The following is a 26,719-nucleotide window of genomic DNA, read 5'->3' as shown; positions in this document are numbered from 1 at the left end:
GGAGTACACCCCATGAACGCCCTCACCACCTGGTTTCAACGCCGCCAGCTTGGCAGCCTGCTGCTGCTCGCCCTGCTGCTCTTCGTCGTGTTTCCCCTCGGGCTGGACACCTTCCGTCTCAACCTGGTCGGCAAATACCTGACCTACGCCTTCGTGGCCATCGGCCTGGTGATGCTGTGGGGCCATGCCGGCATCCTCAGCCTCGGCCAGGGTGTGTTCTTCGGGCTGGGCGGCTACATGATGGCCATGTTCCTGAAGCTCGAGGCTTCGGATCCGATCAGCACCAAGATCCAGTCCACCCCCGGCATCCCCGACTTCATGGACTGGAATCAGCTCACGGCGCTGCCATGGTGGTGGACCCCATTCAAGAGCCTGCCGTTCGCACTGGCTGCCGTGGTGATCGTGCCGATGCTGCTGGCCTTCATCATCAGCTACGCGATGTTCAAGCGGCGCGTGGGCGGGGTGTACTTCGCCATCATCACGCAGGCCGTGGCCCTGGTGCTGACCGTGCTGATCATCGGCCAGCAGGGCTACACCGGCGGCGTCAACGGCATCACGGACCTGAAGACGCTGCTGGGCTGGGACATCCGCACCGACGGTGCCAAGCTCATCCTGTACTACGTCAGCGCCGCCCTGCTGATCGCCTGCGTGCTGCTGTGCCGCTGGATCCAGTCGAGCAAGCTGGGCACGTTGCTGCTGGCCATGCGCGACAAGGAAGACCGCGTGCGCTTCTCCGGCTACGACGTGGCCATGTTCAAGGTGTTCGCCTTCTGCCTGGCGGCGGGCATCTCGGCCATCGGCGGCGCGCTGTTCACGCTGCAGGTGGGCTTCATGTCGCCATCCTTCGTCGGCATCGTGCCATCGATCGAGATGGTGATCTTTGCGGCAGTGGGCGGGCGCATGAGCCTGGTCGGTGCCATCTACGGCGCGCTCATCGTCAACTTCGGCAAGACCTACTTCTCGGAGAGCGCGCCCGATCTGTGGCTCTTCCTGATGGCTGCCCTGTTCATCGGCGTGACCATGGCCTTTCCCGATGGGCTGGCTGGCCTGTGGGACCAGAAGATCAAGCCCTGGTGGGCCCGACGTCAGGCCGATCGCAAGCTGCAGGCCGAGCGCATCAAGGCCGCGCACGCGGCCTACCCCGAAGTCCTGCCGCCGTCTCAACCGGGGACTGGCCTGCCTCACGGCATGAGCGGCCAGCAAGCCTGATCCCACCCGCCCCACCTCACCGGAGTCCCCCATGAGTGCCAAGGAATTCGTGCTGTACATCGAAGACCTCACGGTCTCCTTCGATGGTTTCAAGGCCATCGACAGCCTCAACCTGTATGTCGACAAGGACGAGCTGCGCGTGATCATCGGCCCGAACGGCGCGGGCAAGACGACGCTGCTCGACCTGATCTGTGGCAAGACCAAGGCCAGCCACGGCAGCATCAAGTTCATGGACACCGAGCTCACGAAGAAGTCCGAGCACGCCATCGTCCGCTCGGGCGTGGGCCGCAAGTTCCAGACGCCGTCGATCTACGAGAACCTGAGCGTCTTCCAGAACCTGGAAGTCTCCTATCCCGAGGGCCGCTCGGTGTTCGGCGCGCTGGGCTTCAAATGCACCGACGAGGTCAAGGCCAAGGTGCAGGTGGTGGCCGAGGAGATCGGCCTGGCGGACAAGCTGGAGATGGAAGCCGGCCTGCTGAGCCACGGCCAGAAACAGTGGCTGGAGATCGGCATGTTGCTGATGCAGGAGCCCGAGCTGTTGATGCTCGATGAGCCGATTGCCGGCATGAGCGCCAAGGAGCGCGAACTCACCGCCGAGCTCCTCAAGCGCATCTGCAAGGGGCGCTCGATGATCGTCATCGAGCACGACATGGACTTCGTCAAGCAGATTGCCTCGAAGGTGACCGTGATGCACCAAGGAAAGATCCTCGCCGAAGGGACGATGGATCAGGTCCAGAGCGACCCCAAGGTCATCGACGTCTATCTCGGCCATTGATGGCCCACCCCCTGCGGCCTGCGGCCGCCCCCTCAAGGGGGCGCCACCAATGGCCCGGCAAAGCCGGATCCATGGTGGCCGCTGGGTCAACACCAACGTCGCACAAGCAAGGATAGGAGCACCTCGATGTTGCAAGTCAAAGATCTGTTCGTGAGCTATGGCCAGAGCGAGGCGCTGCACGGCATTTCGTTCGAAGCCAACAAGAACGAGACAGTGGCCATCATGGGCCGCAACGGCATGGGCAAGACCACGCTCTTCAAGAGCCTGATGGGTGTGCTGCCATCCAAGGCCGGCGAGATCAGCGTGGCGGGCCAGAGCGTGGTGAAGGACGAGAGCTTTCAACGCGTGAAGAAGGGCATTGCCTACGTGCCGCAAGGCCGCATGATCTTCCCGACGCTGACGGTGGAGGAGAACATCCAGACCGGGCTGGAGAACAGCAAGAGCAAGCGCATCCCCGACGACATCTACGCGCTGTTCCCGGTGCTGTTCGACATGAAGCACCGCAAGGGCGGCAACCTCTCGGGCGGCCAGCAGCAGCAACTCGCCATTGCCCGTGCGCTGGTCACCAACCCCAAGGTCCTGCTGCTCGATGAGCCCACCGAAGGCATCCAGCCTTCGATCATCAAGGACATCGCCAAGGCCCTCAACGAGATCCGCAAGCTGCGCGAGATCACCATCGTCGTGAGCGAGCAGGTGCTGAGCTTTGCGATGGACGTGGCCGACCGCCTCTTCGTCATCGAAGGCGGCCGCCTGGTGCACGAGACGACCCGCGCCGACACGGATGCCGACCGCATCAAAGCCTACCTGTCTGTTTGAACCAAGGAGCAAGCCATGCCCGAAACCCTGATCAAGGTCGACCTGAAAGACTCTCCCTACCACAACCCGATGGTGCACAACCGCTGGCACCCGGACATCCCGATGGCCTGCTGGGTCAACCCCGGCGACGACTTCGTGCTCGAGACCTACGACTGGACGGGCGGCTACATCCAGAACAACGACAGCGCCGACGATGTGCGCGATGTCGACCTGACCACGGTGCACTTCCTGTCGGGCCCGGTGGGCGTCAAGGGCGCCGAGCCCGGTGACCTGCTGGTGGTGGACCTGCTCGACATCGGCGCCAAGGCCGACAGCCTGTGGGGCTTCAACGGCTTCTTCAGCAAGAACAACGGCGGCGGCTTCCTGACCGAGCACTTCCCGCACGCCCAGAAGTCCATCTGGGACTTCAACGGCATGTTCACCAAGAGCCGTCACATCCCCGGCGTCGAGTTCGCAGGGCTGATCCACCCGGGTCTCATCGGCTGCCTGCCGGACAAGAAGATGCTCGACATGTGGAACGAGCGCGAGGTCGATTTCATCGCCACCCAGCCCGACCGCGTGCCACCGCTGGCCAACCCGCCGTTCGCCAAGACCGCCCACGCTGGCAAGGCCACTGGCGAGGTCAAGGACAAGATTGCCGCCGAAGGTGCCCGCACCGTGCCCCCGCGCGAGCACGGCGGCAACTGCGACATCAAGGACCTGTCACGCGGCTCCAAGATCTTCTTCCCGGTGTACGTGGAAGGCGCGGGCCTCTCCGTGGGCGACCTGCACTTCAGCCAGGGCGATGGTGAGATCACCTTCTGCGGCGCCATCGAGATGGCCGGCTGGGTTCACATGCGCGTGCAGCTCATCAAGGGCGGGATGGCCAAGTACGGCATCAAGAACCCGATCTTCAAGCCCAGCCCCATCACGCCCAACTACAAGGACTACCTGATCTTCGAAGGCATCTCGGTCGACGAGCAGGGCAAGCAGCACTACCTGGACGTGCACGTGGCCTACCGCCAGGCGTGCCTGAACGCCATCGAATACCTGAAGAAGTTCGGCTACACCGGGGCGCAGGCCTACTCCATCCTGGGCACCGCGCCGGTGCAGGGCCACATCAGCGGCGTGGTCGACATCCCCAACGCCTGCGCCACGCTGTGGCTGCCCACCGAGATCTTCGAGTTCGACATCAACCCGACGGCCGCCGGCCCCGTGAAGATGCTCGACGGCAGCATCGACATGCCGATCTCGTACGACCTCGTCAAGTAAGCCCGCCCCCTCGCCCAGGAGCCGCCGCATGCCCACCTACGACTACGCCTGTCCCCATTGCGGCGGCTTCGACGCCTTCCGCAGCCTGGCCGACCGCAATGAACTGGCCCCCTGCCCCGACTGCGGGACCGCGTCGCCGCGTGTGTTCGCGTCGGCCCCTCGGCTGGCCTGTCTGAGCGCAGACACCCGCACGGCCATGGACCGCAACGAAGCCGCCCGCCACGCCCCGATGACGTCCAAGGGCTACCAGGAAGGCGGCTATGCGCGGCTGCGTCACCCGGCGGGATGCGGGTGCTGCTCAGGCAGCAAGGGCCTGCGCAGCGCCACCGTCACGGCGGCCAATGGCGCCAAGACCTTCCCCACCAAACGACCCTGGATGATCAGCCACTGAGCCCGGATACGGCCTGGCGGCCGGGTTCACGGCACCAGCGTCAGGAACAGGAAGGCTGCGAAGATCACCAGGTGCACGGCACCCTGCATCACGGTCGTTCGGCCGTGGCCCAGGGTGACGATGGCAATGGCGAACGTCAGCAGCAGCAGCACCAGGTCCTTGCCCACGATGCCCAGTTGAAGGGGCAGGTCGAGCCACACCGACACCACGGCCACCGCCGGAATCGTCAGGCCGATGCTGGCGAGCGCCGAGCCGATGGCCAGGTTGAGGCTGGTCTGCAGTCGGTTGGCGTGCGCGGCGCGGATGGCGGCCACGGTTTCGGGCAGCAGCACCAGCAGCGCGATGACGACCCCGATGACCGCCTTCGGCGCGCCGGCTTCGCTCACGGCCTGTTCAATGGCGGGCGACAGCAGCTTGGCCAGGCCCACGACCGCCACCAGCGCCACCAGCAGCAACGACAGGCTGGCCAGCGCCTGCCACGTTCCGGGCGGCGCGGCATGCACGTGCTCGTTGCTCGCCTCTTCCTCGGGCAGGAAATAGTCACGGTGGCGCACGGTCTGAACGAAGATGAACACCAGCCACAGCACCAACGAGGCCACACCGGCGAACACGAGCTGGGCCGGGCTGTAGGTGCCTTCGCGCGTCGAGGTGGTGAAACTCGGCAGCACCAGCGACAGCGTCGCCAGGGCCATCAGGGCACTCAGGCCGGCATTGGCGCCGGCCACGCGAAAGGTCTGCACGCGGTGCCGCACCGCCCCGATCAGCACGCACAGGCCCAGCACGCCGGTGCAGATGATCATGATCGCGGCATACACCGTGTCGCGCGGCACGGCCGCGGACTTCGCGCCCCCCGCCATCATGATGCTGACGATCAGCGCCACCTCGATCACCGTCACGGCCAGCGCCAGCACCAGGGTGCCCAAGGGCTCCCCCACCTTGTGCGCGATCACCTCCGCATGGTGAACCGCAGCCAGCACCGACAGCATCAGGGCCCCGCCGAACAGGGCCAGCATGCCGACCGAAGCCCCCAGCATCGACGACACCCCGAGCAAGCCGGCGGCAACCAAGGGCACGAGAACGGTCCAGAGTGGCATGAACAGGGGTCTCCCGAAATCTGTGAACGATGCACCGGATTGTAGGAACGCCCCTGCGGCCCTGCCCGCGCAAGGTTGAACCGTCCCGACAGTAGGCGAGCCGATACGTCAATCAACGTATTGAGCGCAGCCGGCCTCCGTCGCACCCTGCAGGCTTCGCAACCCTGCAGGAGAGGCAGCATGCTTCACGGCGACATTTCAAGCAGCGAAGACACGGTCGGCGTGGCCGTCGTCAACTACAAGATGCCCCGGCTCCACACGACGGCCGAGGTGATGGCCAATGCCCACAAGATCCGCCAGATGATCGAAGGCATGAAGCTGGGTCTGCCCGGGCTGGATCTGGTCATCTTCCCGGAGTACAGCACCCACGGGATCATGTATGACAAGCAGGAGATGATGGACACGGCGGTGACCATTCCTGGCGAGGTGACCGACATCTTCGCGCAGGCCTGCCGCAACGCGAAGGTCTGGGGCGTGTTCTCGCTCACCGGAGAGCGCCACGAGGCCCACCCGGCCAAGGTGCCCTACAACACCCTGATCCTGATGAACGACCAGGGCGAGATCGTCCAGAAGTACCGCAAGATCATGCCGTGGACGCCTATCGAGGGCTGGTACCCCGGTGACAAGACCTATGTGTCGGACGGACCCAAGGGAATGAAGGTCAGCCTCATCATCTGCGACGACGGCAACTACCCCGAGATCTGGCGCGACTGCGCGATGAAGGGCGCCGAGCTGATCGTGCGCTGCCAGGGCTACATGTACCCCGCCAAGGACCAGCAGGTGCTGATGGCCAAGGCCATGGCCTGGGCCAACAACAGCTATGTGGCCGTGGCCAACGCAGCCGGCTTCGACGGCGTCTACAGCTACTTCGGGCACAGCGCCATCATCGGCTTCGACGGGCGCACGTTGGGCGAATGCGGCGAAGAGGACTACGGCATCCAGTACGCCCAGCTGAGCAAACGGCTCATCCGCGACGCGCGCAGCACGGCCCAGTCACAAAACCACCTGTTCAAGCTCCTGCACCGCGGCTACACGGGCAAGATCAACTCGGGCGAAGGCGACAAGGGCGTGGCCGAGTGCCCCTACGATTTCTACCGCGAGTGGGTCAATGACCCCGCTGCCGCGCAGGCCCGGGTCGAAGCCATCACCCGCAAGACCGTGGGCACGGCCGAGTGCCCCATCGACGGTCTGCCGAACGACGCCCGACTGAAGTACGAATGACGCTGGCCCGTCCACCGCTCACAGCACGCTGCGCCCATTGATGCGGAAGGTCGACACAGCCCGGGCCAGGCGATCGGCCTGCTGCTTGAGGCACTCCGCGGCGGCGGCGCTTTCCTCCACCAGGGCGGCGTTCTTCTGGGTGGTGTCGTCGATCTGGTTGATGGTGTCACCGATCTGGGTCACGCCCTCGCTCTGCTCGGTGCTGGACTGGCTGATCTCCGTCACGATGTCGGTGACGCGCTGGATGGCCCGCACGATGTCGGCCATGGTCTCGCCGGCCTGGTCCACCAGACCGGTGCCGCGCTCGACCTGCTCGACGCTGTGGGTGATCAGTGCCTTGATCTCGCGGGCCGAGGTCGCACTGCGCTGGGCGAGGCTGCGCACCTCCGAGGCCACGACGGAGAAGCCCCGGCCCTGCTCGCCTGCACGGGCCGCCTCCACGGCCGCATTCAGGGCCAGGATGTTGGTCTGGAAGGCAATGCCATCGATCACCCCGATGATGTCGGAGATCTTCTTCGAGCTTTCGTTGATGCCCCGCATGGTGTCGACCACCTGGCTGACGACCTCGCCGCCCTTGCCCGCCACCTGACTGGCCCCTACTGCCAGTTCGCTGGCCTGCTGGGCACTGTCGGCGTTGCTGGCCACCATGTGGCCCAGGACGTCCATGGTCGCGGCCGTCTGCTGCAGGGCGTTCACCTGCTCTTCGGTGCGCTGGCTCAGGTCGTTGTTGCCTTGCGCGATCTGGGTGGAGCTGGTGACGATGGTGTCCGAGGACTCGCGCACCTGGTTCACGATGGCGGCCAGGTTGACTTGCATGGACCCCAACGAGGCCAGCACACTGTGCGAAGGCGCCCGGTCCACGCCGGGAATGGGGCTCAGGTCGCCATCGGCCACGCGGCGCGCGAACACGTTCAGATCGTGTGGCTCGGCCCCCAGATCGTCCATCAGGCTGCGCGTGATGAGCACGCCGCCCCCCACGCCCAGCAACACCGCGGCCAGGACAGCGGCCGTCAACAGCACCCGACGCGTGGCCATCTGTTCCTCGGCATCGGCGGCCAGGGCCGCGGCACGCCGCTCGACCAGCGCGTTGTAGTCCCGCATGACACCCCGCAACTGGGTCAGCAGCGGCTGGCACTCGTCATGCAGCTTGCGCCGGGCCTGCTCGGCATCGCCCCGCGCCGCCTGCTCCACGATGGCCAGGGCCACCGGCCCGTAGACCTGTTCGATCTCGCTCAAGCGAACCACCAGGCGACGGGCTTCCTCGGATGTGTCAGTGGCCACGGCGATCATGTCGTTCAACTGCTTGAGCAAGCGCTGCACGTCGCCATGCGCTGCCACGACATCGGCCTTTTCCTTGGCACGCTCTTCGTCGGTCGCGGCCAGAACCAGGTTTCGCGCGCCGATGGCCCTGTGGTCCACCGCATGCTGCAAATGGGCCGCAACCTTGGCCCGGGCATCCACACCATGAACAAAGGTGGTGAAGCGTCCTGTGGCCTCATGGAGCGAGTACAGGGCGAATCCACCCAGCACCAGCACGATGCCGGCCACCCCGCCAAAGGCCAGGACCAGCTTGGCCTTGATGGAACTGGGAAGAGAGAACATGCCGACTCCTTGCACGGGATGAAAAGCGGGGGCGTGACCCCGGTCGAGTGCGCACACGACCGGGCCACGCGCCCCCTTGTCTCCCGTTGTCGGCATTCCGCAAACGAACTTGAGGAACGACAAACGTTCACCGACCGCAGAACGACACCCTCGTCATCGCCGCAAGGTCGGCGCGTGCTGACGCCGCCACTGGGCGGGCGCCAACCCCGTCCAGGCACGGAAGGCCCGCGTGAAGGCGCTCTGCTCCGAGTAGCCCAGAATCAAGGCGATCTCGGCCAGGTCGAGCTGGGCGTCGCGCAGGTGGCGCTCCGCAAGATGCCGCCGGGTCTGGTCCAGCAGGCCCTGGAAGCTGGTGCCCTGCTCGGCCAGCCGGCGTTGCAGGGTCCGGGGGCTCATGTGGTGCGCCTCTGCCAGCGCGGCCAACGAGGTCTGGCCCTCCCGGATCAGGGGTACCAGCGTCCGCCGCCAGGCGTCCACGACGGGGGGAACCGCGGCGGTTTCAGCCAGCAGCTGTTCGGCCTGGTGATCCAGCAAGGTCAGCAAAGCCGGATCCGATTTGCGCAAGGGCAAGGCCAGCACCTGCGGATCGAAGACCAGACGGGTGGCGTCCTCCTCGAAGCAGACCTCGCCACCAAAGAAATCTTCGTAGGGTTGGGTCCACATCGGTACCGGGTTGACGAAGCTCACGCGCCGAACCGGCCAGAAGCGCCCCGTCAGGTCCCGGGCCAGTTGCACCAGGGCCGCGATCGCGGTCTCGTCGACCAGCGCCCCGGGGCGCCCCCGCGCCACACCCCATTCGATGCTCACCCCCTCAGGCCCATAGTGCACGGTGGCCGGGTTCGCGTCGTACACCGAGGCATGGAAGCGCTCGAGGCGCTGCAAGGCTTCGGCCAGATTGCCGCAGGCCAGGGCGGCATAGCCGACCACACCGAAGTGCCGCGCGCCGATGCCCTCCGCAATGCGCAGGGCCAGCGCCGGGCGGCGTTCAAGCGCATCCACGCGCGCCAGCATGGTCTGCCAGCGCGCCATCGGCACGAAGTGCGCAGACTCATCCAGCGGCTCCCCGAGCACGTCGACAGGATCACGGCCCTGTCTCTCGATGTATTCGTATAGGAGCCGCACATAGCTCGAAGCGACCCGGTTTTCCGTCATGGTGGCACTACCCTGAACAACCCTGCGATCGTGCCGCGGCCGCGCGGCGCTGCCCATGCGGATTTCACACGAGAGCGAAAGCGCAACTTGGCGCGAACCGTCAAGAAATTGACCGCCGACGTCAAGCCCGCTGCGCGCTCGCTGAGGGAGCATGTCGCCCCATGATGACCGATCTGCCTCCCTTGCTTGCCAGCTGGTTGTCCCGGACCGAACCCGGAGACTGGCTGCTGGTGGCCCTGTCTCCGTTGTTTCTGATGGTCGTGGCTTTGGAGGCCTGGCGCTGGCGTGGCCACGGGCGCTACGACTGGCGCGACAGCCTGGACAGCCTCAACCTGGGCGGCATCTACACCCTGGTCGACGTGGCCTTCGTCGTCTTCATGGTGCTGCCTGCCATGAACTGGGTGGCGCAGCACCGGCTCACGCACATCGAGGTCACCCCGCTGCGCTTCGCCCTGCTCTACCTGGGCGTCGAGTTCTGCTACTACTGGTTCCACCGTGCCAGCCACCGCATCCGCTGGTTCTGGTGCGCCCATGTGGTCCACCACGGCTCGGAGCACATGAACTTCACCACCGCCATGCGTCAGAGCTGGCTGTATCCGGTGGCGGGCAACTGGCTGTTCTACCTGCCCATGGTGTGGATCGGGTTCGAGCCGCGCTGGGTGCTGCTGGCCCTGTCGTGCAACCTGGCCTACCAGTTCTTCATCCACACACAGTGGGTGGGAAAGCTGCACCCGGTCATCGAATATGTGTTCAACACGCCCTCGCACCACCGCGCCCACCACGGCCGCAACCCCCGCTACATCGACAGGAACTACGGCGGCACGCTGATTGTGTTCGATCGGCTGTTCGGCACCTTCGTGGAAGAGACCGAGGCGCCCGACTACGGGCTGGTGCGGCAGGTCCACAGCCACAATCCGGTCTGGCTGACCGTGCACGAATGGGTGGCCATGGTGCGTGACATGTTGCAGCCCGGCCCGTTGGCCGCGCGGCTCAAGCACCTGTGGGCACCGCCGGAGTGGGAACGAAGCCAGCCAAGCGGGGATAATCGCGCCCATGCACCCGAATGCCCTTCTCGACCTCACGACCCAGCTCGTCCGTGAGGTGCTCAAGCTCGACGCCCCGGCAGACAGCATCGTTTCCTATTTCTTCCGCAAGCACAAGGCGCTGGGCGCCCGCGAACGCCACGCCCTGGCCGAGACCGCCTACGCCGTGCTGCGTCAGCGCCTGCTGTGGGCCCACCTGGCCCAGTCGGGCCACGGGCCCATGGAGCGCCGCCTGGTGCTGCTGGCCTGGCAAGGTCAGCCCCACATCATCAAGAACGGCGCGACGGCCGACGAGCAGGCCTGGCTGGCCCGCACCGCCACCATCGACCGCAGCACCCTGCCCGACAAGCTGCGCCACAACATGCCGGACTGGCTGTCGAACAAGCTGCGCGAGCAGCTGGACGACGCCGGCTTCTGGGCCCTGGTCGAGCGCCTCTCCGGTGGCGCCCCGCTGGACCTGCGCGTCAACGCCATCAAGGCCAAGCGCGACGAGGTGCTGGCCCAGCTGGCCGAAGCCGGCATCGAGGCCCTGCCCACGCCCTATTCGCCCATGGGCATCCGCATCGACGGCAAGCCCAACCTGCAGAAGCTGCCGCTGTACACCGACGGCCATGTCGAGGTGCAGGACGAGGGCAGCCAGCTGCTGGCCCTGCTGACCGGCGCCAAGCGCGGTGAAATGGTGGTCGACTTCTGCGCCGGCGCGGGCGGCAAGACCCTGGCCCTGGGCGGCATGATGCGCAACACGGGCCGGCTCTATGCCTTCGACGTGTCCGGCCATCGGCTGGAAAACCTCAAGCCACGCCTGGCCCGCAGCGGGCTGTCGAACGTGTACTCGGCCCAGATCGCGCACGAAAACGACGACCGCATCAAGCGCCTGCGCGGCAAGATCGACCGCGTGCTCGTCGATGCCCCGTGCTCGGGCCTGGGCACGCTGCGCCGCAACCCCGATCTGAAATGGCGCCAGAGCCCGAAGGCCATCGAGGAACTGCAGGCCAAGCAGACGGCCATCCTGGAAAGCGCAGCGCGCCTGCTGAAACCGGGCGGCCGTCTGGTGTACGCCACCTGCAGCCTGATGCCCGCCGAGAACGAGGTGATCGCCAACGCGTTCAGCGCTGCCCACCCCGACTTCATCCCGGTGGACGCAAAAGAAAAGCTGGAACAGGCCGGCGTGCCCGACGCCAGCGGCCTGGTGACCCCGGCCGGCCACCTGCGCCTGTGGCCGCACCTGCATGCCACCGATGGCTTCTACGCGGCGGCCTGGGACAAGAAAGCCTGAGGCCGGGCCGTACGGGCCCAGCAGACTCCGCAGCGCCCAACAAAAAGGCCCGGTTGAACCGGGCCTTTTTTCATGCGGCAGCGCAGATCAGAACAGGCTTTCGCGCACGTAGACCACGTCGCCGGGCTGCAGCTTGTCGTTCATGCCCGGCTGGATGATGCGGACTTCGCCGCCCTCATCACGACGGTGCACGCGGATGCCGCGCTCGGTGCCCCGCATGTTGAGGCCGCCTGCCGAAGCCAGTGCCTGCAGCAGCGTGGTGTCGCGCAGCAGCAGTTGCACGCCAGGGCGCTGCACTTCGCCATAGATGTAGATCTGGGGCGCGCGGTCCACCCAGATGGCGTCGCCGTTTTCCAGCGGGATGTCGTCCACCGTGCCGATCGAGGCGAACACCTTGGGGAAGTCGATTTCCTTGCGGAAGGCCTTGCCGTTGCGCAGGCCGGAGATCACGACGATGTCCGAGGCCGATCCGGCGACGGTGCCCCCGGCGGCCGCCAGCACTTCGCTCAGCTTCGAGGTGCCGGCTTCCAGCGGATAACGACCCGGCTTGTTGACCAGACCCAGCACGGACACCTGGTTGGCCTTCACGGCCAGCAGCAGGATGGTGACCTGAGGCTGCTTGAGGTAGTTGCCTTCACGCAGGCCATCGGCGATCTTCTTCTCGGCGGCCACGACGGACAGGCCGCCGATCTTGACCGAGCCCAGCAGCGGGTAGGAGATGGTGCCCCCTTCGTTGATGCGGGTCTCCAGGGTCAGGTCGGGGTTCTGGTACACCGAAACCCGGATCAGGTCACCCACGCCCAGCACGTAGTCGGCCTGGGGGGCAGCCTGGGCCGCCAGGCCGGCGCTCAGCAGGGTGGCGGCCAGCAGCCAGCGCGCAATCTCACGCATCCACTTCATACGTTCAGTCCTCTATTGATGTTCAAGGCCCCGGCGGGGCGGTGTTCAAAAGCACTGTACACCGGCCAGCCCCTGACGAGGCACCGCACGGCACACCTTGTCGCAATGGAGTCGCCATGGCGGCCAGGGTTCCCCCCGAATCGGGCCTGTCGGGGCCATTGGGGCCCCCGATCCAAGGGGGCGGCCCGCGATGACGACCGGGCTCAGGCCGCGACCCTGGCATGCGAACGCGCAAGGTAGGCTTCCACAGCCTCACCGGGCATCGGCCGGGACACCAGATAGCCTTGCACGTCGTCGCAGCCCAGGGCCTTGAGCATGGCCATCTGCTCGACCGACTCGATGCCTTCGGCCGTGGTTTCCAGGCGCAGCGCCCGAGCCAGGCTGATGATGGCGGTGACCACGGCCTGTGCGTCCTCGTCACTGCCCAGCGCCCGCACGAACAGCCCATCGATCTTGAGCTTGTCCATCGGGAAGCGGCGCAGGTAAGCCAGCGACGAATAGCCGGTGCCGAAATCGTCCATGGCGATCCGGACACCCCGCGTGCGCAGGGCAGACAAGGTGTCGTGCGCCCCCTCGTGGTCGTCGATCAGCACCGACTCGGTCACTTCCAGCTCCAGGCGTTCCGGGGGCAGACCGCTCTCAGCCAGGGCCTGATCCACCAGCTCGAGCACCGAGCCGGTTCGAAACTGCACCGCCGACAGGTTGACCGCCACACGCAAGTCAGCCGGCCACTGTGCGGCCTGTCGGCACGCCTCGCGCAACACCCAGCTGCCCAACGGCACGATCTGGCCCGTCTCCTCAGCCACTGGAATGAACTCGCCCGGCCCCATCAGGCCGCGCTCGGAGTGCTGCCAGCGAACCAGCGCCTCGAAGCCCAGCACCTTGCCGTCACGCAGGCGCACCTGGGGCTGGAAGTGGAGCGTGAACTGCTCGGCCTGCAAGGCCTGCCCCAGTTCGTGCTGCAGCCGCACCCGTGCCAGAGCATGCTCGGCCATCTCGGGCGCAAAGTGGCGCCAGGTAGCTCGGCCCGCCGCCTTGGCGGCATACAGCGCCAGGTCAGCACACTGCAACAGGGCCCGGGGGTCGCTGCCATCCCGCGGGGCCTGGGCGATGCCGATGCTGGCGTACACCACCACCTGCGCGTCTTCCAGTTGCAGGGGCTCGCGGATCAGCGCCAGCAGCCGGGCAGCCAGAGCCTCGGCCGCGGAGGCATCGGCATGGGCCCAGGTCAGCAGCGCGAACTCGTCGCCCCCCAGCCGGGCCAGAAGATCGCCATCGCTCACACAGCTGCGCAACCGGGCGCCGAGCCGCCTCAGCAGCTGGTCGCCCACGGCATGGCCCAACGTGTCGTTGATGTGCTTGAAGTTGTCCAGGTCGATGAACAGCAACGCGCAAGGTCTTGCGGCCTCCTCGGGTGAACGACCCAGGCGCTCGAGCTCGGTGCCGAAGCGATGCCGGTTCGACAGCCCCGTGAGCGCGTCGTAGTTGGCCAAGCGGGCCAGTTCGTCACGGCTCTGGCGGGTCTGGGTGATGTCCGATCCGACGCCCCGCCAGCCGGCGGCACGACCCCGCTCGTCGAACAACGGCTTGGCCGTCAGCGACCACCACCGCACCTCGTGCCCCACCTCGACCGGAATTTCCAGATCGCGGAAGGGTTGACCCAGGCGGAGGTGGCTGGTCAGGCGCCGCAGGCTGTCTGCGCCCTCCAGCTCGTCAGGCGGCAACATGTCGGACAGCAGGCCCACCAGGCTGCGGTCGAGCAACTGGCGCACGGGCATGCCGAAGGACTGGGCCAGGCGCGTCGAGACGTGACGAAGGCGGCCCTCGGCGCTGATTTCCCACAGCCAGTCGGAGGCATGCTCCTCGAAGTCCTTGAGCAGCAGGTCGATCAGCTGCTTCTGCCGCTCGGTTTCTGCCTGCGCACGCAGGCGGCTCATGAACACCCGGCCGTTCGTGAAGATGATGCCGGCCATCATGACGGCGTACACCGCCAGCATCACGATCAGGGCGCCGTTGTCTGCGTACGGCGAGCGTGTCAGCGCCAGCAAACAGCCACACAGCAGCACCCCCACGTAAGCCAGCGCGGCGGGCGCCAGCGGACTGAGCATGAAGGCGCCCGCGCAGATCATGCCGACGCTGAGGGTGGACAACAACAGGGCGCCAGCCTGGTCCGCTTCCGGAAAGACCGCGATGGGCAAGCTGGCCCATAGGGCCGCGAACAAGCCGACATGGGCCGCAACCAACCGCGTCGCGTGCGGAGAGGCCACGCGCTTGCGGCCGTCGCTGAGCAGGCTGCGCCGCCACAGCAGGCCCACCAGCCCGAGCGACAGGACCACCGCCAGACACCATGCGGCCAGCCACAGCGGCTCTGCCATGCGGGCCCAGAAGACCCAGGCCAGCGTCACCGTGTTGACGGCGTTGCCGATGACGCTCAGCGGCAGCAAGGCCATCAACGCCTGGATCTGGCGCGCCCGGAAGCGGGCCGCGTAAGCCCCGTCGGTGGCTTCGTTGGGGCGCACTTCGTCCAGCCAGCCGCGCAACGACTGCCTGCACCGCATCCACCAGCCTGGGTATGGGTCGTACTGCTCTGCCATGTCCACCTACCGGGCCATCCGGAGCCCTCGATCTGACGCCATCATGACGTCAAAAGACTCGTGCAGGTGTGAGGACAAACCGCCGAGGTGCCCGCGATTGCGGGGCTTTCCGGGTGAAACCCGACGCCTGAATGGGTGGTTGTTTGGCGTACCATCCCTCCCCTTCCCCTGGAATCGACCCCATCCATGAGTTCCAAGAACCTGTCTGATGCCGAACAGGCGCTGCGCGACGCAGCCCTGGAATACCACCGCCTGCCTTCGCGGGGCAAGATCGCGGTCACGCCGACCAAGCCGCTGTCGAACCAGCGCGACCTGTCGCTGGCGTACTCGCCGGGCGTGGCCTATCCGTGTCTGGCCATCGAGCAGGACCCGACCCTGGCGGCCGATTTCACGTCGCGCGGCAACCTGGTGGCGGTGGTGACCAACGGCACGGCCGTGCTGGGCCTGGGCGACATCGGCCCGCTGGCCTCCAAGCCGGTGATGGAAGGCAAGGGCTGTCTGTTCAAGAAGTTCGCCGGCATCGACGTGTTCGACATCGAACTGGCCGAGCGCGACCCGGACAAGCTGGTCGAGATCATCGCCGCGCTGGAGCCCACGCTCGGCGGCATCAACCTCGAAGACATCAAGGCGCCCGAGTGCTTCTACATCGAGAAGCAGCTGTCGGCCCGCATGAACATCCCCGTGTTCCACGACGACCAGCACGGCACCGCCATCATCTCGAGCGCGGCGCTGCTCAACGGCCTGGAACTGGTGGGCAAGGACATCGGCGCGGTCAAGGTGGCCGTGTCGGGCGCCGGAGCCGCGGCCATCGCCTGCCTGGACGTGATGGTGGGCCTGGGCGTCAAGCGCGAGCACATCTTCGTGTGCGATTCCAAGGGCGTGATCCACAGCGACCGCGCGGATGCGGCCAAGCTCGACGACTCGAAGCGCCGCTATTGCCAGACCACCGACGCCCGCACGCTGGCCGATGTGGTGATGGGTGCCGACGTGTTCCTGGGCTGCTCGGCCGCCGGCGTGCTGACCGCAGACATGGTCAAGACCATGGCCGACAAGCCCATCATCCTGGCGCTGGCCAACCCCGAGCCCGAGATCCGCCCCGAGCTGGCCAAAGCCGCGCGTCCGGACTGCATCATCGCCACCGGCCGCTCCGATTACCCGAACCAGGTCAACAACGTCCTGTGCTTCCCCTACATCTTCCGCGGTGCGCTCGATTGCGGCGCCACGAAGATCACCGAAGCCATGAAGCTGGCCTGCGTGCGCCAGATCGCCGACCTGGCCAAGGCCGAGATCTCCGACGAAGTGGCCGCAGCCTACCCGGGCCGCGAGCTGCGCTTCGGCCCAGACTACCTGATCCCGACGCCGTTCGATTCGCGCCTGATCCTGCGCATCGCGCCGGCCGTGGCCGAAGCCGCCGCGGCCTCGGGCGTGGCCACGCGCCCCATCGCCGACCTGAAGGCCTACCGCGACTCGCTGTCGCAGTTCGTCACCAACACGGGCCTGTTCATGCGCCCGCTGTTCCTGGGCGCCAAGGCCAATCCGCAACGCAAGCGCATCGCCTACGCCGAAGGTGAAGACGACCGCGTGCTGCGCGCGGCCCAGATCGCCGTTGACGAAGGCCTGGCCTTCCCCGTTCTGGTGGGCCGCCCGGACATCATCGCCACGCGCATCGAGCGGGCCGGCCTCCGCCTGGAGCCGGGCGTGAACTGCGAGATCGTGAACCCGGCCAAGGACGAGCGCTTCAAGCAGTACGTCGAGGCCTACCGCCAGCTGCGCTGCCGCGATGGCTTCACGCCGGAGCTCGCCAAGGTGGCCGTGCGCCGTTCGAACTCGCTGATCGCCACGCTGCTGGTGAAGATGGGCGATGCCGACGGCATGATCTGCGGCGTCATCGGCCGCTACGACTACCACCTGGACCACGTGCGCGAAGTGATCGGCGTGAAGCCGGGCGCCCACGGTCTGGCCGCGCTGAACGCGCTGATCCTGGACCAGCACAACCTGTTCATCGCCGACACCTTCGTCAACGAAGACCCGACAGCCGAGCAGCTGGCCGACATCGCGATGATGGCCGTGGAAGAGGTGCAGCGCTTCGGCCTGCCGCCGCGCGTGGCTTTCCTGTCGCACTCGATGTTCGGTTCCAGCCGCCGTCCCTCGGCTCAGAAGATGCGCCAGGCGCGCGACCTGTTCGTCGCCCGCATGCCCCACATCCCGGCCGATGGCGAGATGCAGGGCGATGCCGCGCTGAGCGAATCCCTGCGCAGCAAGCTGCTGCCCGAGACCACGCTGGACGGCACGGCCAACATCCTGATCTGTCCGAACCTGGATGCCGCCAACATCCTGTTCAACGTGCTGAAGATGACCGGTGGCAATGGCGTGACGGTGGGCCCGATCCTGCTGGGCGCTGCGGCCCCTGTGCACATCCTCAACCCGTCTGCCACGGTGCGCCGCATTGTCAACATGACGGCTGTGGCTGTCGCCCACGGCGGCAAGTGACCGGCCTGGCCGCGTGGCAGACTCGCGGCCAAGCATGAGCACCACCGCCCCCACCTCTTCTGCCGCGCCACGCCTTTGGCACGGCTACGCTGCCGCCCTGGCCACCGTCGTGATCTGGGCTGGCTTCATCCTCGTGTCCCGGCTGGGCGGCAAGACCGGCCTGACGGGCTGGGACATCGTGGCGCTGCGGCTGGGTGTGGCCTCGGTCGTGATGCTGCCCCTGTCGCTGCGCCTGCCGGCGGGCACGTGGCGCGATCGCCGGTTGTGGACGCTGGCCATCATCGGCTGCCTGGGCTTTCTGATCTTCGTCTACCTGGGCTTCAAGCGTGCGCCAGCCGCCCACGGCGGCATCCTGATCCCCGGCATGCAGCCCTTTCTCGTCACGGCCATTGCCTGGGTGCTGCTCGGGGCGCAGCCCTCGCGGCAGCGCCTGTGGGCCCTGGTGCCGATCGCATTGGGCGTGACCTGCATGGCGGTGCCCGTCGTGGCCAGCCTGGGCGAAGGCCCCTCCACGCTTGGCGGCGACCTGCTGCTGCTCACAGGCTCGCTGTGCTGGGCGACCTACAGCGTGCTGGTGCGCAAGTGGGTGTATGACGCCTGGCTGCTTACACGCTTCGTCACGATCGCCTCGGCGCTGTTGTTCCTGCCGGTGTACGCGCTGGCGCTGCCCAAGGGGCTGGACACCGTGCCCGTGTCCATGCTGCTGCTGCAGGGGCTGTATCAGGGGCTGGGCCCGGCCATCCTGGCCATGGTGCTGTTCCTGCACGCCGTGAAGACGCTGGGGGCCGAGCGCACCGGCGCCCTCGTCGCGCTGGTACCCGTCATGGCGGGGCTGGGCGCCGTGCCCCTGTTGGGTGAGCCGCTGACCGCGACCCTGGTGGCCGGCCTCGCGCTGGTGTCCTTGGGCGCCTGGCTGTCCACGCGGGTGCGGTGAGCCAGGGCAAGCCCCCTGCACGACACGGGGCTATTGCGGTCGGGTCCGGGTGCCCGGCACAGACCCACTCCTAGAATCAGTCCGTCCTGGCCATCCCCGACGACCCGCTCATGTCCGTTCGCCTGCCCCTGACCGTGACGCTCGCGGCGGCGCTGCTGTGCGCCCACATCCCTGCCGCTGCACGACTGCTGGGTTTCGCCCGCGATGCCGTCACCCAGCGCTACCTCTACACCGAGGTGCATGACACGCAACAGGCGCCCGATGGGGCCATGCTGCAGGGCCAGACGCTGTATTACGACGCTCAGGGGAAGGAAGTGGCGCGGCGCAGCCTGGACTTTCGCGCCAACCGCACGGTGCCCGTGTACCGGCTCGACGTGCCCGGCCAGGGCTACAGCGAAGGCATCACCAGCCTCACACCCGCGCTGGCCGTGTTCAAGTCAGACCAGGGGCGTGTGGAACGCAAGAGCATCACACCCGAGGGGGAGTTGATCGCCGCCGATGCGGGATTCAACAACCTGATGCTGTCGCAGTTCCGGCAGATTCAGGCCGGCGAAACCGTGCGCTTCACGCTCGTGGTGGCCGGCCGGACCGACAGCTTCCGTTTCCGGGCCCGCAAGGTGGGCGACGAGACGGTGAATGGTGAAGCGGCCCTGCGGGTGAAAGTGGAGCCCGACTCTGTGCTGCGCATGCTGGTCGACCCGATCGAGCTGGTGTACGACACACGGGGCACGCGGCTGCTGCGTTACACGGGGGTGTCCAACCTGCTGGACCCGGCCACGCGCCAGGTCTACCGCAAGGTGGTGATCACGTACGGCGGCCCCGTGCCGCCCGAAGCCCAGTTCCCTTCCGCAGGCACCCCCACCTCGCGCTGACCCTCAGCAGACAGCCGCCGGCCAGCATTGCCCAGCGTGCAATGTTTCACGGTAACCGAGCGTCCAAGACGAAAAAAGGACTCAAGGCGGTTCATTCAGCGTCACGATGTCCGATAAGCCAGAAGCGTCGCAAGAAGTTAAACGCGCCGCAGGCTGCTTTCATTCGAGGAGACCGTGAATGGCTGTTCCCCCTTCCAACCATCCCTGCTGGCAGCGCCTGGCCAGCGGGGGCCTGTCCAAGCTCAAGACCCAGCACCTGGGCACACAGCTGCTGACCAAGCGCATCGAGCGCAGTACCGATCCCATGCCGGTCAAGGTGGCCGAGATCCAGGCCTTCTTTACCAAGTGGGAAAAGGTGCTGCCTTCTGAAGTCGCCCAACTGTCCAGCCTGTGAGGAAGCATCCATGAACCAACTGATCACCCTGCAAGCGGCCATCGACCTGATCAAACAGGGCAAGGCCTTGAGCCTGGCTGGCAACGAATCCACACTGGACCAGCTGCCCGCTGGCAACTGGATTGCCGGAACCATTCCTTACTTCATGGTGGCCGAAGGCGGCACCGTGGTGCAGGACGACCGACTGTTCGCCACCGAGCTGTCCCATCTGGGCGCCGTGACGCTCGCCAGCTATGGCCCGGACGAGCTCGCCGGCATCTCGGGTCACGCCCCGGACAACGGCTTCGCGGTGACCATCATCCCGGCTGCCAGCGAAAGCCACCGCCGATTTGCTGCCGAAGCCGCCACCTACAAGGATGCGTTCCTGAAGCCGGCCGTGGGGTGGATCGCCGGCGTGCACCTGGACGATCTGGGCAAGGCCAGCCCCAAAGTGTACGACGGTCGCACTGCCACCAAGCACACCGATCGAGCTGTGGTGGCGTATGTGGCGCTGCCGGCCGACAAGCTGGTGCAGGTCGACATCCTGAACCTGTTCGAGCCGGATGCGAACGACACGCTGCGCTTCAAGGACACCTCGTTCCGTGTGCGCGAGTGCGAGGTCAACGGTGAAACCGTCAACTTCGCCGAGTACGTGACCAAGCGCGGCCTGCAGCACGGCAGCCTGCCACTGGTGGGCGACTTTGCGGGCGCCCACGTGAACGCCTCGCTGCAGAAGGTGCGGGCCGAGGACGGCGTGGTCGACTTGTACGCCCCGGTGTTCCCTGGCGTGGACTACCACTTTGCCAAGCCGGTGCCGGACTACGCGGCCGCCTTCCGTCAGCGCCTCAGCGAACAAGACACCAGCGGCACGGTGATCTCGTGCAACTGCATCCTGAACTTCGTGTTCGGCGAACTGGAAGGCAAGGCCATCGGTGGCGTGCAAGGTCCGGTCACCTTCGGCGAAATCGCCTACCAACTGGTCAACCAGACCATGGTGAACGTCCGGGTGCTGTAAGCCGGACTTCTCGAGACACGGGGGTCAGCGCATGTCCACGTGGCCGCGCTCCCCCATGTCCTTCGGGCGCTCTCCCTTGAGCGCCGACATGGCCATGTCGTAGAGCCGCACCAGGCGGTTGCCCGGCGCGTCCCAATAGTCCGCATGCTCGATGCGCACGCGAACCAGGGCCAGATCCGGGTCGGTTGGTCCGCCCTTGAACCACACCTCGTTCATCTTCGACCACAGCGCCTGCTTGCGCTGGAGGTCGTCCACCACCTGGGCTTGGCCGGCGACCGACACATAGGCCTGCTTGTCAGGATCGGCATAGGCGACGTTGACCTGGCTGTCACGCAGCAGGTCGGCCACCGTGTCGCTGCCCGCGGACATGAAGAACCACAGGCTGTCGTCCTCGTCGATCGCGCGGTTCTGCGTCGTCATGGGACGGGCGTGCAGGTGCCCATTGGCGTGTCGCGTGGTGAACATGCCGAAGTGAATGTCCTTGATCAGGTCCCAGAGCTGGGCGCGGTGTCCGATTTCGTCCATGCGAGATCCCTCCTTGGCTGTTGACGGGGTGAAGTAAGGGCAAGGTCCGCAGGCTCACCGATCGAGCCTGCGATCGGGATCAGCGGGTTCCGCTTCCGCCCGAGGAACTGCCACCGGACGAGCCGGTGCTCCCGGTGCCAGAGCCGGTTCCACTGCCGGAGGGACGGTTGAGCTGATGCGGATCGGTCGGATCCGTGTCGCCGCTGCGCTGCTTCTTGTTCGAACGCTTCGTCTTGTCGTGGCGCTCCTGCCCGGTGCCTGTGGCGTTGGTGCCCGGGCGACGATCATCCTGCCCTGCACCCGTGGCCGGCATGTTGTCCAGGGTGCCGGCGCGGCTGCCCGTGTCGGATGAACCCGTGTCGCGGTCGCGGCCCGTGGTGCCCCCGGTTCCGGCGCCCATCGACGAGCTGCCCCCCGTTCCACCCTGCGTGGCCGACGTGCCGCCACTGGAACGGTCGGATGTGCCGCTGCCCGATGTGGACTGTGCGAACAGGGCGCCCGAAGCAAGCGCGACGGCCAGTGCGACGAATGTCTTCCTCAGTTGCGTGTGTGTGGTCATGATCCGAAATCCTTCCAAAGCGTTGCGTTGAGGGCTGGGCACTGTGGTGCCCGCCTGCCCCAGATGCGGCAAGGCGTGTGCCCAGTTCAGACGTTGCCCGGGTACCGCTCTGAGTAAGGCCCGAGCCGGCGGTCTGCGGGGCGCTGAAGTGCGGCAATCCTTGCGGCAAAGGCTCTGAAGGCCGTTCGGGTGGCAAAAGGCCACGCACCGAGATGACAGGAATGCGGCTTGCCACACGCTGCGGTCTTCACTTCCTGGACCAAAGGACAATGCCTTTCCTGACCTGGCAAAGTGACGAAGCACGCTGGCTCGTCCAACTGGGGCTCGCCGTGGCCGCGGCCCTGACCTTCTCGCTCATCCTGCGCGTGGCCGAAGCCATCTTCGCTCGCGCCACACGGCAGTCGCTGGCGCTCCAGGCCATGCAACGCGCCACCCGGCGCCCGATCCGGGTTCTGGTTCCGCTCATCGCCTTCAACATGGTGCTCTCCAGCGCGCCGGATGAACTGGTCGGCATCGACACCGTCCGGCAGTTGCTGACCGTGGCGGTGATCGCCACCCTCACCTGGCTCGTGATCCAGGGAGTGCGGGGCGCGGCCGAGGTGGTGACCTCGCTCCAGCCACTGGACCATGCAGACAACCTCTCTGCCCGACGGCTCAGGACCCAGACGACGGCACTGACGCGCACCCTCGTGACGCTGATCACCTTCATCGGTGTGGCCATCGCGCTGATGACCTTTCCCAGCGTGCGCCACATCGGCACCAGCCTGCTGGCATCAGCCGGCCTGGCTGGCATCGTGGCGGGTCTGGCAGCTCGTCCCGTTCTGGGCAACCTGATCGCCGGCCTGCAAATCGGGCTCACGCAGCCCATCCGGCTGGACGACGTGGTGGTCGTGGCCGGCGAGTGGGGGCGCATCGAAGAGATCACCGGCACGTATGTGGTGGTCAAGATCTGGGACCAGCGCCGCCTCATCGTGCCGCTGGAATGGTGGACACAGAATCCGTTCCAGAACTGGACGCGCAGCAGCGCGTCCATCACGGGCCAGGTACTGCTGTGGCTGGACTTCCGCACGCCGCTCGAGCCCTTGCGTGCAGAGCTGCGGCGGCTGTGCGAAGGCAGCGACCTGTGGGACGGGGTGGTAGCGGGCCTGCAGGTGGTGGAGGCAAGCGATCGGGCCATGCAGATCCGCTGCCTCGTGAGCTCGGCCGACTCGGGACGCAACTGGGATCTGCGCTGCCTGGTGCGGGAAGGTCTGATTCAGCTGGTCCAGGAACACTGGCCGGACAGCCTTCCGCGCGTGCGCGCCGAGCTGTCGGCGCCCGACGGCCTGGGCGACGGGCGGGTCAGTGGGCCTGGCCCTGCTGACGGCCGCCCAGGCCCCGATCAGCCTGTTGACAGCAGCCCACCGCGTGGGCAATGAGCCATCCGACCTCGTCGACGTGGTCGACGTGGTAGCGCGCGGCTGTGTCCATGCTGCGGCCCACGCGCACGGTCATCCAGTTCTCCGGTGCATCGCGGAAGGCGAGCTCATCGGTGACATCGTCGCCGATGAACAGCATGCGCTCGCACCGGGTGTGGCGCATCAAGGCTTCCAGTGCCTCACGTTTGGTGAAGGTGCCCGGCGGCAGCAGGTTGAAGACGGCATGACCGCGGATCACACGGGGTGACGGCACCAGCCGCGAGGCCCGCGCCAGCAGCAGCGACCGACCCCAGGCGGGGTTTTCACAGTGCCGGTAATGGAGGGACAAGGTCAAGCCCTTGTTCTCGATCTGCGCGCCTTTCGCGGCCCGCCACAGGGAGTCGTCCTCACGCAGCCGGCTTTCCCAGAAGGCACAGATGTGCCGACGCTCGCGGGTGTCGGCATCGCCCCCGGGCAGACCTTCGTTGCCATGGTTGCCGATGAGATGGGATACAGCCGGGGGCACGCGGGCGGTGAGGTCTTCGCGTGAACGCCCGGAGACCACCGCCACCGGGGCCAGGCGTCCGAGCCGCTCCAGCTGGGTCCAAGTGGCAGGCGCCATGCGGGCCTCGGCGGGGTCATCGACGATGGGCGCCAGTGTGCCGTCGAAATCGAACACGAACAGGGTCGCCGGCGCCAGCCAATCGTCGAGCTGGGCGCGGTGAACGGGATCAAGCAGCCAGGGCGTCATCGGTCAGACCTCGTGCGCGCGCTTGTTGCGATCGTTCGCTGGCGGATTGATGCCCCCGTTGGCGGCACGCCGCCCGCGCCAGGGTGACCGGAACAGGCCTTCCGGCGCCACCACCCCGGACACCTGCACGATGCGGTCTTGCACCCGCGCACGCTGGCGCTCGTCCGCGGCGTCGAGCAGCATGCGACCCGCCCAGCGGTAGATGTTGAAATCGGCGAGCCGCTTGCGCATGGCCCGCATGCGCTCGCGCTGCTCGGCCGGGTGCATGGACAGTGCCTTGGCCAAGGCCTCGGCGGTTTCGTCGATGTGATACGGATTGACCACCAGGGCTTCGTGCAGCTCGCTGGCCGCACCCGCGAAGCGACTGAGGATCAGCACCCCGTCCTCGGTATCGCGCGTGGCGATGTACTCCTTGGCGACAAGGTTCATGCCGTCGTGCAGGCTTGTGACCATGGCGATCTCGCAGGCACGGTAGTGACGGCGAACGGACTCGCTGTCGTGCTGTTCGATCAGCAGGATGATGGGCGGTGGCGTACCGGGCGCCCGCTCGGCCGCCAGGGCATTGATGCGGCGCGCCTCTTCCCGCACGCGCTGATCCAGCTGGCTGTAGGCCTCCAGGCTTGATCGGGTCGGTGCGGCGATCTGGATGAGCGAGAACCGGCCCAGCCACATCGGGTGGCGCTCCAGCAGACGCTCGACCGCCAGCATGCGCTCGACGATGCCCTTGGTGTAATCCAGGCGGTCGACGCCGATGGCCAGCCTGTGCTCCGGCGCCAGGCCCAGCGCCAGCCGCACGGAGGCACGCTCGCTTTGCGCGACAGAAAGTGCATCGTCAGCAGGCGGTTTCCAGGGAATCGAGATGGGATAGTCCCTTACCTGCGTGCGCTGCCCCATGAAGCTCACAGATTGATCCTCCTGGGTGATGCGGGCCTCAAGAAAGCGATCGACCGTCGCCATGAAGTTCTGGCAGTGGTAAGGCGTGTGGAAGCCGAGGATGGTGCTGCCCAGCATGCCTTCGAGGATCTCCCGCGCCCACGGGCAGATGCCGAAGGACTCCGGGTTGGGCCATGGGATGTGCCAGAACGTGATGATCGTGGCCTTGGGCAGGCGTTCACGCAGCATGCGGGGCAACAGCGCGAAGTGGTAGTCCTGCACCAGCACGACCGGGTTGTCTGTGCGTGCCTCATCGGCCACCGCGTCGGCAAAGCGGGCGTTCACCGCCCGGTACTGCTGCCAGTCTTCCTCACGGAAAACGGGGCGGACATGGGCGATGTGGCACAGCGGCCAGAGCCCCTCATTGGCGAAGCCATAGTAGTAGCCTTGCTCCTCGGCTTCCGAGAGCCACACCCGCCGCAGGGTGTAAGCATCGTGCAGGGGCTCTCCCCCGGCCGGGATGGGTGGCACGCGCACCCGTGACCGGGCGTCCACCACATCGGCATCGGCACTGCCGCTGCCATGCGCCACCCACGTTCCGGAGCAGGCTCGCATCACAGGCTCGACGGCGGTCACCAGCCCACTCGCCGGGCGCTGCACCCGGATGCTGCCGTCTTCGTTGCGCTGGTGGATGTAAGGCTCGCGGTTGGACACCACGATGACCTCGTCGCCCGACAGGTGTTCGCGCAGCAGCAGCTTGAGGGTTTCGGGCCGCCATTCGATCGTCGTGTCCTTCAGGATGCGGCGATCCTCGTGCACGCTGCGCAGCAGGCGCTTGAGGTCGGGCAGAAGCGGCTGTACTTCGGGCGAGGCGTGGCCCAGCACGGCCGATCGCGCACCGTCGCTCAGGATGCGTCGCACGCTGTTCGTCCAGTGCCGCCAGCCGAAGTTCGCCACCGTCAGGAACAGCAGGGTGAGGACAACGCCCAGCCCCACGAACAGCATCGTGAGGTAGCGCTGCGCCAGTTCGCCACGTCGCCCGGCCTCGACAGGGTTCTGCATGACGACCAGCGTCACATGGCCGTCGTCGGGCACCGCGTCGGAGACCAGGCCGCCGCCGGCAGCCGGTGCCACCGGCAGATCGATGCGCCGCACGTGCATCTGGCTCAGCCAGCGAGCCATCGGCTGCCCCACTTTGCCCGCAGCCTCCTTCGTGTCGGCACAACCGAGTGCCTGCGGATACTGCCGGCTGGAAGCGAGCACCGCGTTCGGAGACGTGCACACCGCGATCGCGTACAGGCGCTCGTCCTCTGTGAGACTTTCGATCTGCTGGGTGAGCTCGACCGGGTTGCCCCCCTCGAGCGACAGCATGATCGCGCCGTGCAGCGCCTTGCTCACGAGGTCCGCGCGCTCGTCCAGTTCGCGGTTGGTCCAGCCCTGCAACAGCGGGCCGCTGACCTGCATGGCCAGCCCGCCCAGCACCCCCAGAATCAGCACCAGGGGCACGATGAAGACCAGCCCCATTCGCAGAAGGCGCTGGACAGCAGGGAGGCGGGTCCGCCAGGACGGGGTCACGGTCACATGAGGCTCCGGTATCGGGTAACAG

The 26,719-nt window shown here is 66.7% G+C and carries 23 protein-coding genes; 14 read left to right on the top strand and 9 right to left on the bottom strand.

All coding sequences use genetic code 11. The annotated features are described in order from the left end of the window. The first annotated feature begins 12 nt into the window (after positions 1–12). The 5 genes from urtC to QZ709_RS16350 all read left to right on the top strand — a co-directional run bounded on the left by urtC (position 13) and on the right by QZ709_RS16350 (position 4,442). The gene (gene urtC / locus QZ709_RS16370; protein WP_294638498.1) at positions 13–1,209 is read left to right on the top strand and encodes an urea ABC transporter permease subunit UrtC; all 1,197 of its coding nucleotides are present in this window, start codon (positions 13–15) and stop codon (positions 1,207–1,209) included. Positions 1,210–1,240: 31 nt separating this feature from the next. After that, positions 1,241–1,984, top strand: coding sequence for an urea ABC transporter ATP-binding protein UrtD (urtD, locus tag QZ709_RS16365; RefSeq protein ID WP_294638496.1), 744 nt, complete (start codon positions 1,241–1,243; stop codon positions 1,982–1,984). Between the two features lie 126 nt (positions 1,985–2,110). Next, on the top strand, positions 2,111–2,800 hold the full coding sequence (gene urtE, locus QZ709_RS16360) for an urea ABC transporter ATP-binding subunit UrtE (protein ID WP_294638494.1): 690 nt from the start codon (positions 2,111–2,113) through the stop codon (positions 2,798–2,800). 15 nt (positions 2,801–2,815) lie between these two features. Further along, on the top strand, positions 2,816–4,051 hold the full coding sequence (gene fmdA, locus QZ709_RS16355; RefSeq protein WP_294638493.1) for a formamidase: 1,236 nt from the start codon (positions 2,816–2,818) through the stop codon (positions 4,049–4,051). 28 nt (positions 4,052–4,079) lie between these two features. Then, a complete protein-coding gene (locus QZ709_RS16350; RefSeq protein ID WP_294638492.1) occupies positions 4,080–4,442 on the top strand; it encodes a zinc ribbon domain-containing protein in 363 nt (120 codons plus the stop codon). Positions 4,443–4,468: 26 nt separating this feature from the next. Here QZ709_RS16350 and QZ709_RS16345 read toward each other — a convergent pair whose 3' ends face one another. Beyond that, the gene (locus QZ709_RS16345; RefSeq protein WP_294638491.1) at positions 4,469–5,536 is read right to left on the bottom strand and encodes an ionic transporter y4hA; all 1,068 of its coding nucleotides are present in this window, start codon (positions 5,534–5,536) and stop codon (positions 4,469–4,471) included. Positions 5,537–5,716: 180 nt separating this feature from the next. On the opposite strand from QZ709_RS16345, the gene QZ709_RS16340 reads away from it, so the two are divergent. Continuing rightward, positions 5,717–6,757 (top strand): aliphatic amidase, encoded by a 1,041-nt coding sequence (locus QZ709_RS16340; protein ID WP_294638490.1) that lies wholly within the window; start codon positions 5,717–5,719, stop codon positions 6,755–6,757. Between the two features lie 18 nt (positions 6,758–6,775). Here QZ709_RS16340 and QZ709_RS16335 read toward each other — a convergent pair whose 3' ends face one another. Together QZ709_RS16335 and QZ709_RS16330 are read right to left on the bottom strand one after the other, a co-directional pair. Then, positions 6,776–8,359, bottom strand: coding sequence for a methyl-accepting chemotaxis protein (locus QZ709_RS16335; protein ID WP_294638489.1), 1,584 nt, complete (start codon positions 8,357–8,359; stop codon positions 6,776–6,778). A gap of 153 nt (positions 8,360–8,512) precedes the next feature. Then, positions 8,513–9,511 (bottom strand): AraC family transcriptional regulator, encoded by a 999-nt coding sequence (locus QZ709_RS16330; protein ID WP_294638487.1) that lies wholly within the window; start codon positions 9,509–9,511, stop codon positions 8,513–8,515. A gap of 161 nt (positions 9,512–9,672) precedes the next feature. Here QZ709_RS16330 and QZ709_RS16325 point away from each other — a divergent pair, with 161 nt between their 5' ends. Together QZ709_RS16325 and QZ709_RS16320 are read left to right on the top strand one after the other, a co-directional pair. Further along, on the top strand, positions 9,673–10,611 hold the full coding sequence (locus QZ709_RS16325) for a sterol desaturase family protein (protein ID WP_294638485.1): 939 nt from the start codon (positions 9,673–9,675) through the stop codon (positions 10,609–10,611). Next, positions 10,565–11,830 carry an RsmB/NOP family class I SAM-dependent RNA methyltransferase gene (locus tag QZ709_RS16320; protein ID WP_294638484.1) on the top strand — a complete coding sequence of 422 codons (1,266 nt, stop codon included), beginning with the start codon at positions 10,565–10,567 and terminating at the stop codon, positions 11,828–11,830. Before QZ709_RS16325 ends, QZ709_RS16320 begins: the two co-directional genes overlap by 47 nt. Before the next feature lie 87 nt (positions 11,831–11,917). Here QZ709_RS16320 and epsE read toward each other — a convergent pair whose 3' ends face one another. Together epsE and QZ709_RS16310 are read right to left on the bottom strand one after the other, a co-directional pair. Next, entirely contained in the window at positions 11,918–12,730 is an 813-nt protein-coding gene (gene epsE / locus QZ709_RS16315) for a polysaccharide export protein EpsE (RefSeq protein ID WP_366937189.1), read from the bottom strand. Between the two features lie 203 nt (positions 12,731–12,933). Continuing rightward, positions 12,934–15,324, bottom strand: a complete 2,391-nt coding sequence (locus tag QZ709_RS16310; RefSeq protein ID WP_294638483.1) for a bifunctional diguanylate cyclase/phosphodiesterase — start codon at positions 15,322–15,324, stop codon at positions 12,934–12,936. Positions 15,325–15,510: 186 nt separating this feature from the next. Here QZ709_RS16310 and QZ709_RS16305 point away from each other — a divergent pair, with 186 nt between their 5' ends. From QZ709_RS16305 to QZ709_RS16285, 5 genes are all read left to right on the top strand, one after another. Then, on the top strand, positions 15,511–17,814 hold the full coding sequence (locus QZ709_RS16305; RefSeq protein WP_294638482.1) for an NADP-dependent malic enzyme: 2,304 nt from the start codon (positions 15,511–15,513) through the stop codon (positions 17,812–17,814). 34 nt (positions 17,815–17,848) lie between these two features. Further along, positions 17,849–18,748, top strand: a complete 900-nt coding sequence (locus QZ709_RS16300) for a DMT family transporter (protein ID WP_294638480.1) — start codon at positions 17,849–17,851, stop codon at positions 18,746–18,748. Between the two features lie 110 nt (positions 18,749–18,858). Further along, positions 18,859–19,620 carry a hypothetical protein gene (locus tag QZ709_RS16295; protein ID WP_294638479.1) on the top strand — a complete coding sequence of 254 codons (762 nt, stop codon included), beginning with the start codon at positions 18,859–18,861 and terminating at the stop codon, positions 19,618–19,620. Between the two features lie 178 nt (positions 19,621–19,798). Continuing rightward, complete coding sequence (locus tag QZ709_RS16290; RefSeq protein WP_294638478.1) at positions 19,799–20,014, top strand: hypothetical protein; 216 nt, start codon at positions 19,799–19,801, stop codon at positions 20,012–20,014. A 10-nt stretch (positions 20,015–20,024) separates the two neighbouring features. Beyond that, the gene (locus QZ709_RS16285) at positions 20,025–21,008 is read left to right on the top strand and encodes a hypothetical protein (RefSeq protein WP_294638477.1); all 984 of its coding nucleotides are present in this window, start codon (positions 20,025–20,027) and stop codon (positions 21,006–21,008) included. 24 nt (positions 21,009–21,032) lie between these two features. On the opposite strand, the gene QZ709_RS16280 is transcribed toward QZ709_RS16285, so the two are convergent. Both QZ709_RS16280 and QZ709_RS16275 read right to left on the bottom strand, forming a co-directional pair. Next, the gene (locus tag QZ709_RS16280; protein WP_294638476.1) at positions 21,033–21,533 is read right to left on the bottom strand and encodes a pyridoxamine 5'-phosphate oxidase family protein; all 501 of its coding nucleotides are present in this window, start codon (positions 21,531–21,533) and stop codon (positions 21,033–21,035) included. A gap of 79 nt (positions 21,534–21,612) precedes the next feature. Then, on the bottom strand, positions 21,613–22,092 hold the full coding sequence (locus tag QZ709_RS16275; RefSeq protein ID WP_294638475.1) for a hypothetical protein: 480 nt from the start codon (positions 22,090–22,092) through the stop codon (positions 21,613–21,615). Between the two features lie 269 nt (positions 22,093–22,361). Here QZ709_RS16275 and QZ709_RS16270 point away from each other — a divergent pair, with 269 nt between their 5' ends. Beyond that, entirely contained in the window at positions 22,362–23,510 is a 1,149-nt protein-coding gene (locus QZ709_RS16270; RefSeq protein ID WP_294638474.1) for a mechanosensitive ion channel family protein, read from the top strand. On the opposite strand, the gene otsB is transcribed toward QZ709_RS16270, so the two are convergent. Next, entirely contained in the window at positions 23,434–24,240 is an 807-nt protein-coding gene (gene otsB, locus QZ709_RS16265) for a trehalose-phosphatase (protein ID WP_294638473.1), read from the bottom strand. The genes QZ709_RS16270 and otsB overlap by 77 nt on opposite strands. 3 nt (positions 24,241–24,243) lie before the next feature. Continuing rightward, positions 24,244–26,694 carry a trehalose-6-phosphate synthase gene (locus QZ709_RS16260; RefSeq protein ID WP_366937188.1) on the bottom strand — a complete coding sequence of 817 codons (2,451 nt, stop codon included), beginning with the start codon at positions 26,692–26,694 and terminating at the stop codon, positions 24,244–24,246. Positions 26,695–26,719 lie beyond the last annotated feature (25 nt).

The organism is uncultured Aquabacterium sp. (genome assembly GCF_913773725.1).
Taxonomy (GTDB): domain Bacteria; phylum Pseudomonadota; class Gammaproteobacteria; order Burkholderiales; family Burkholderiaceae_C; genus Aquabacterium.
This window is presented reverse-complemented; position numbering and strand designations above follow the sequence as displayed.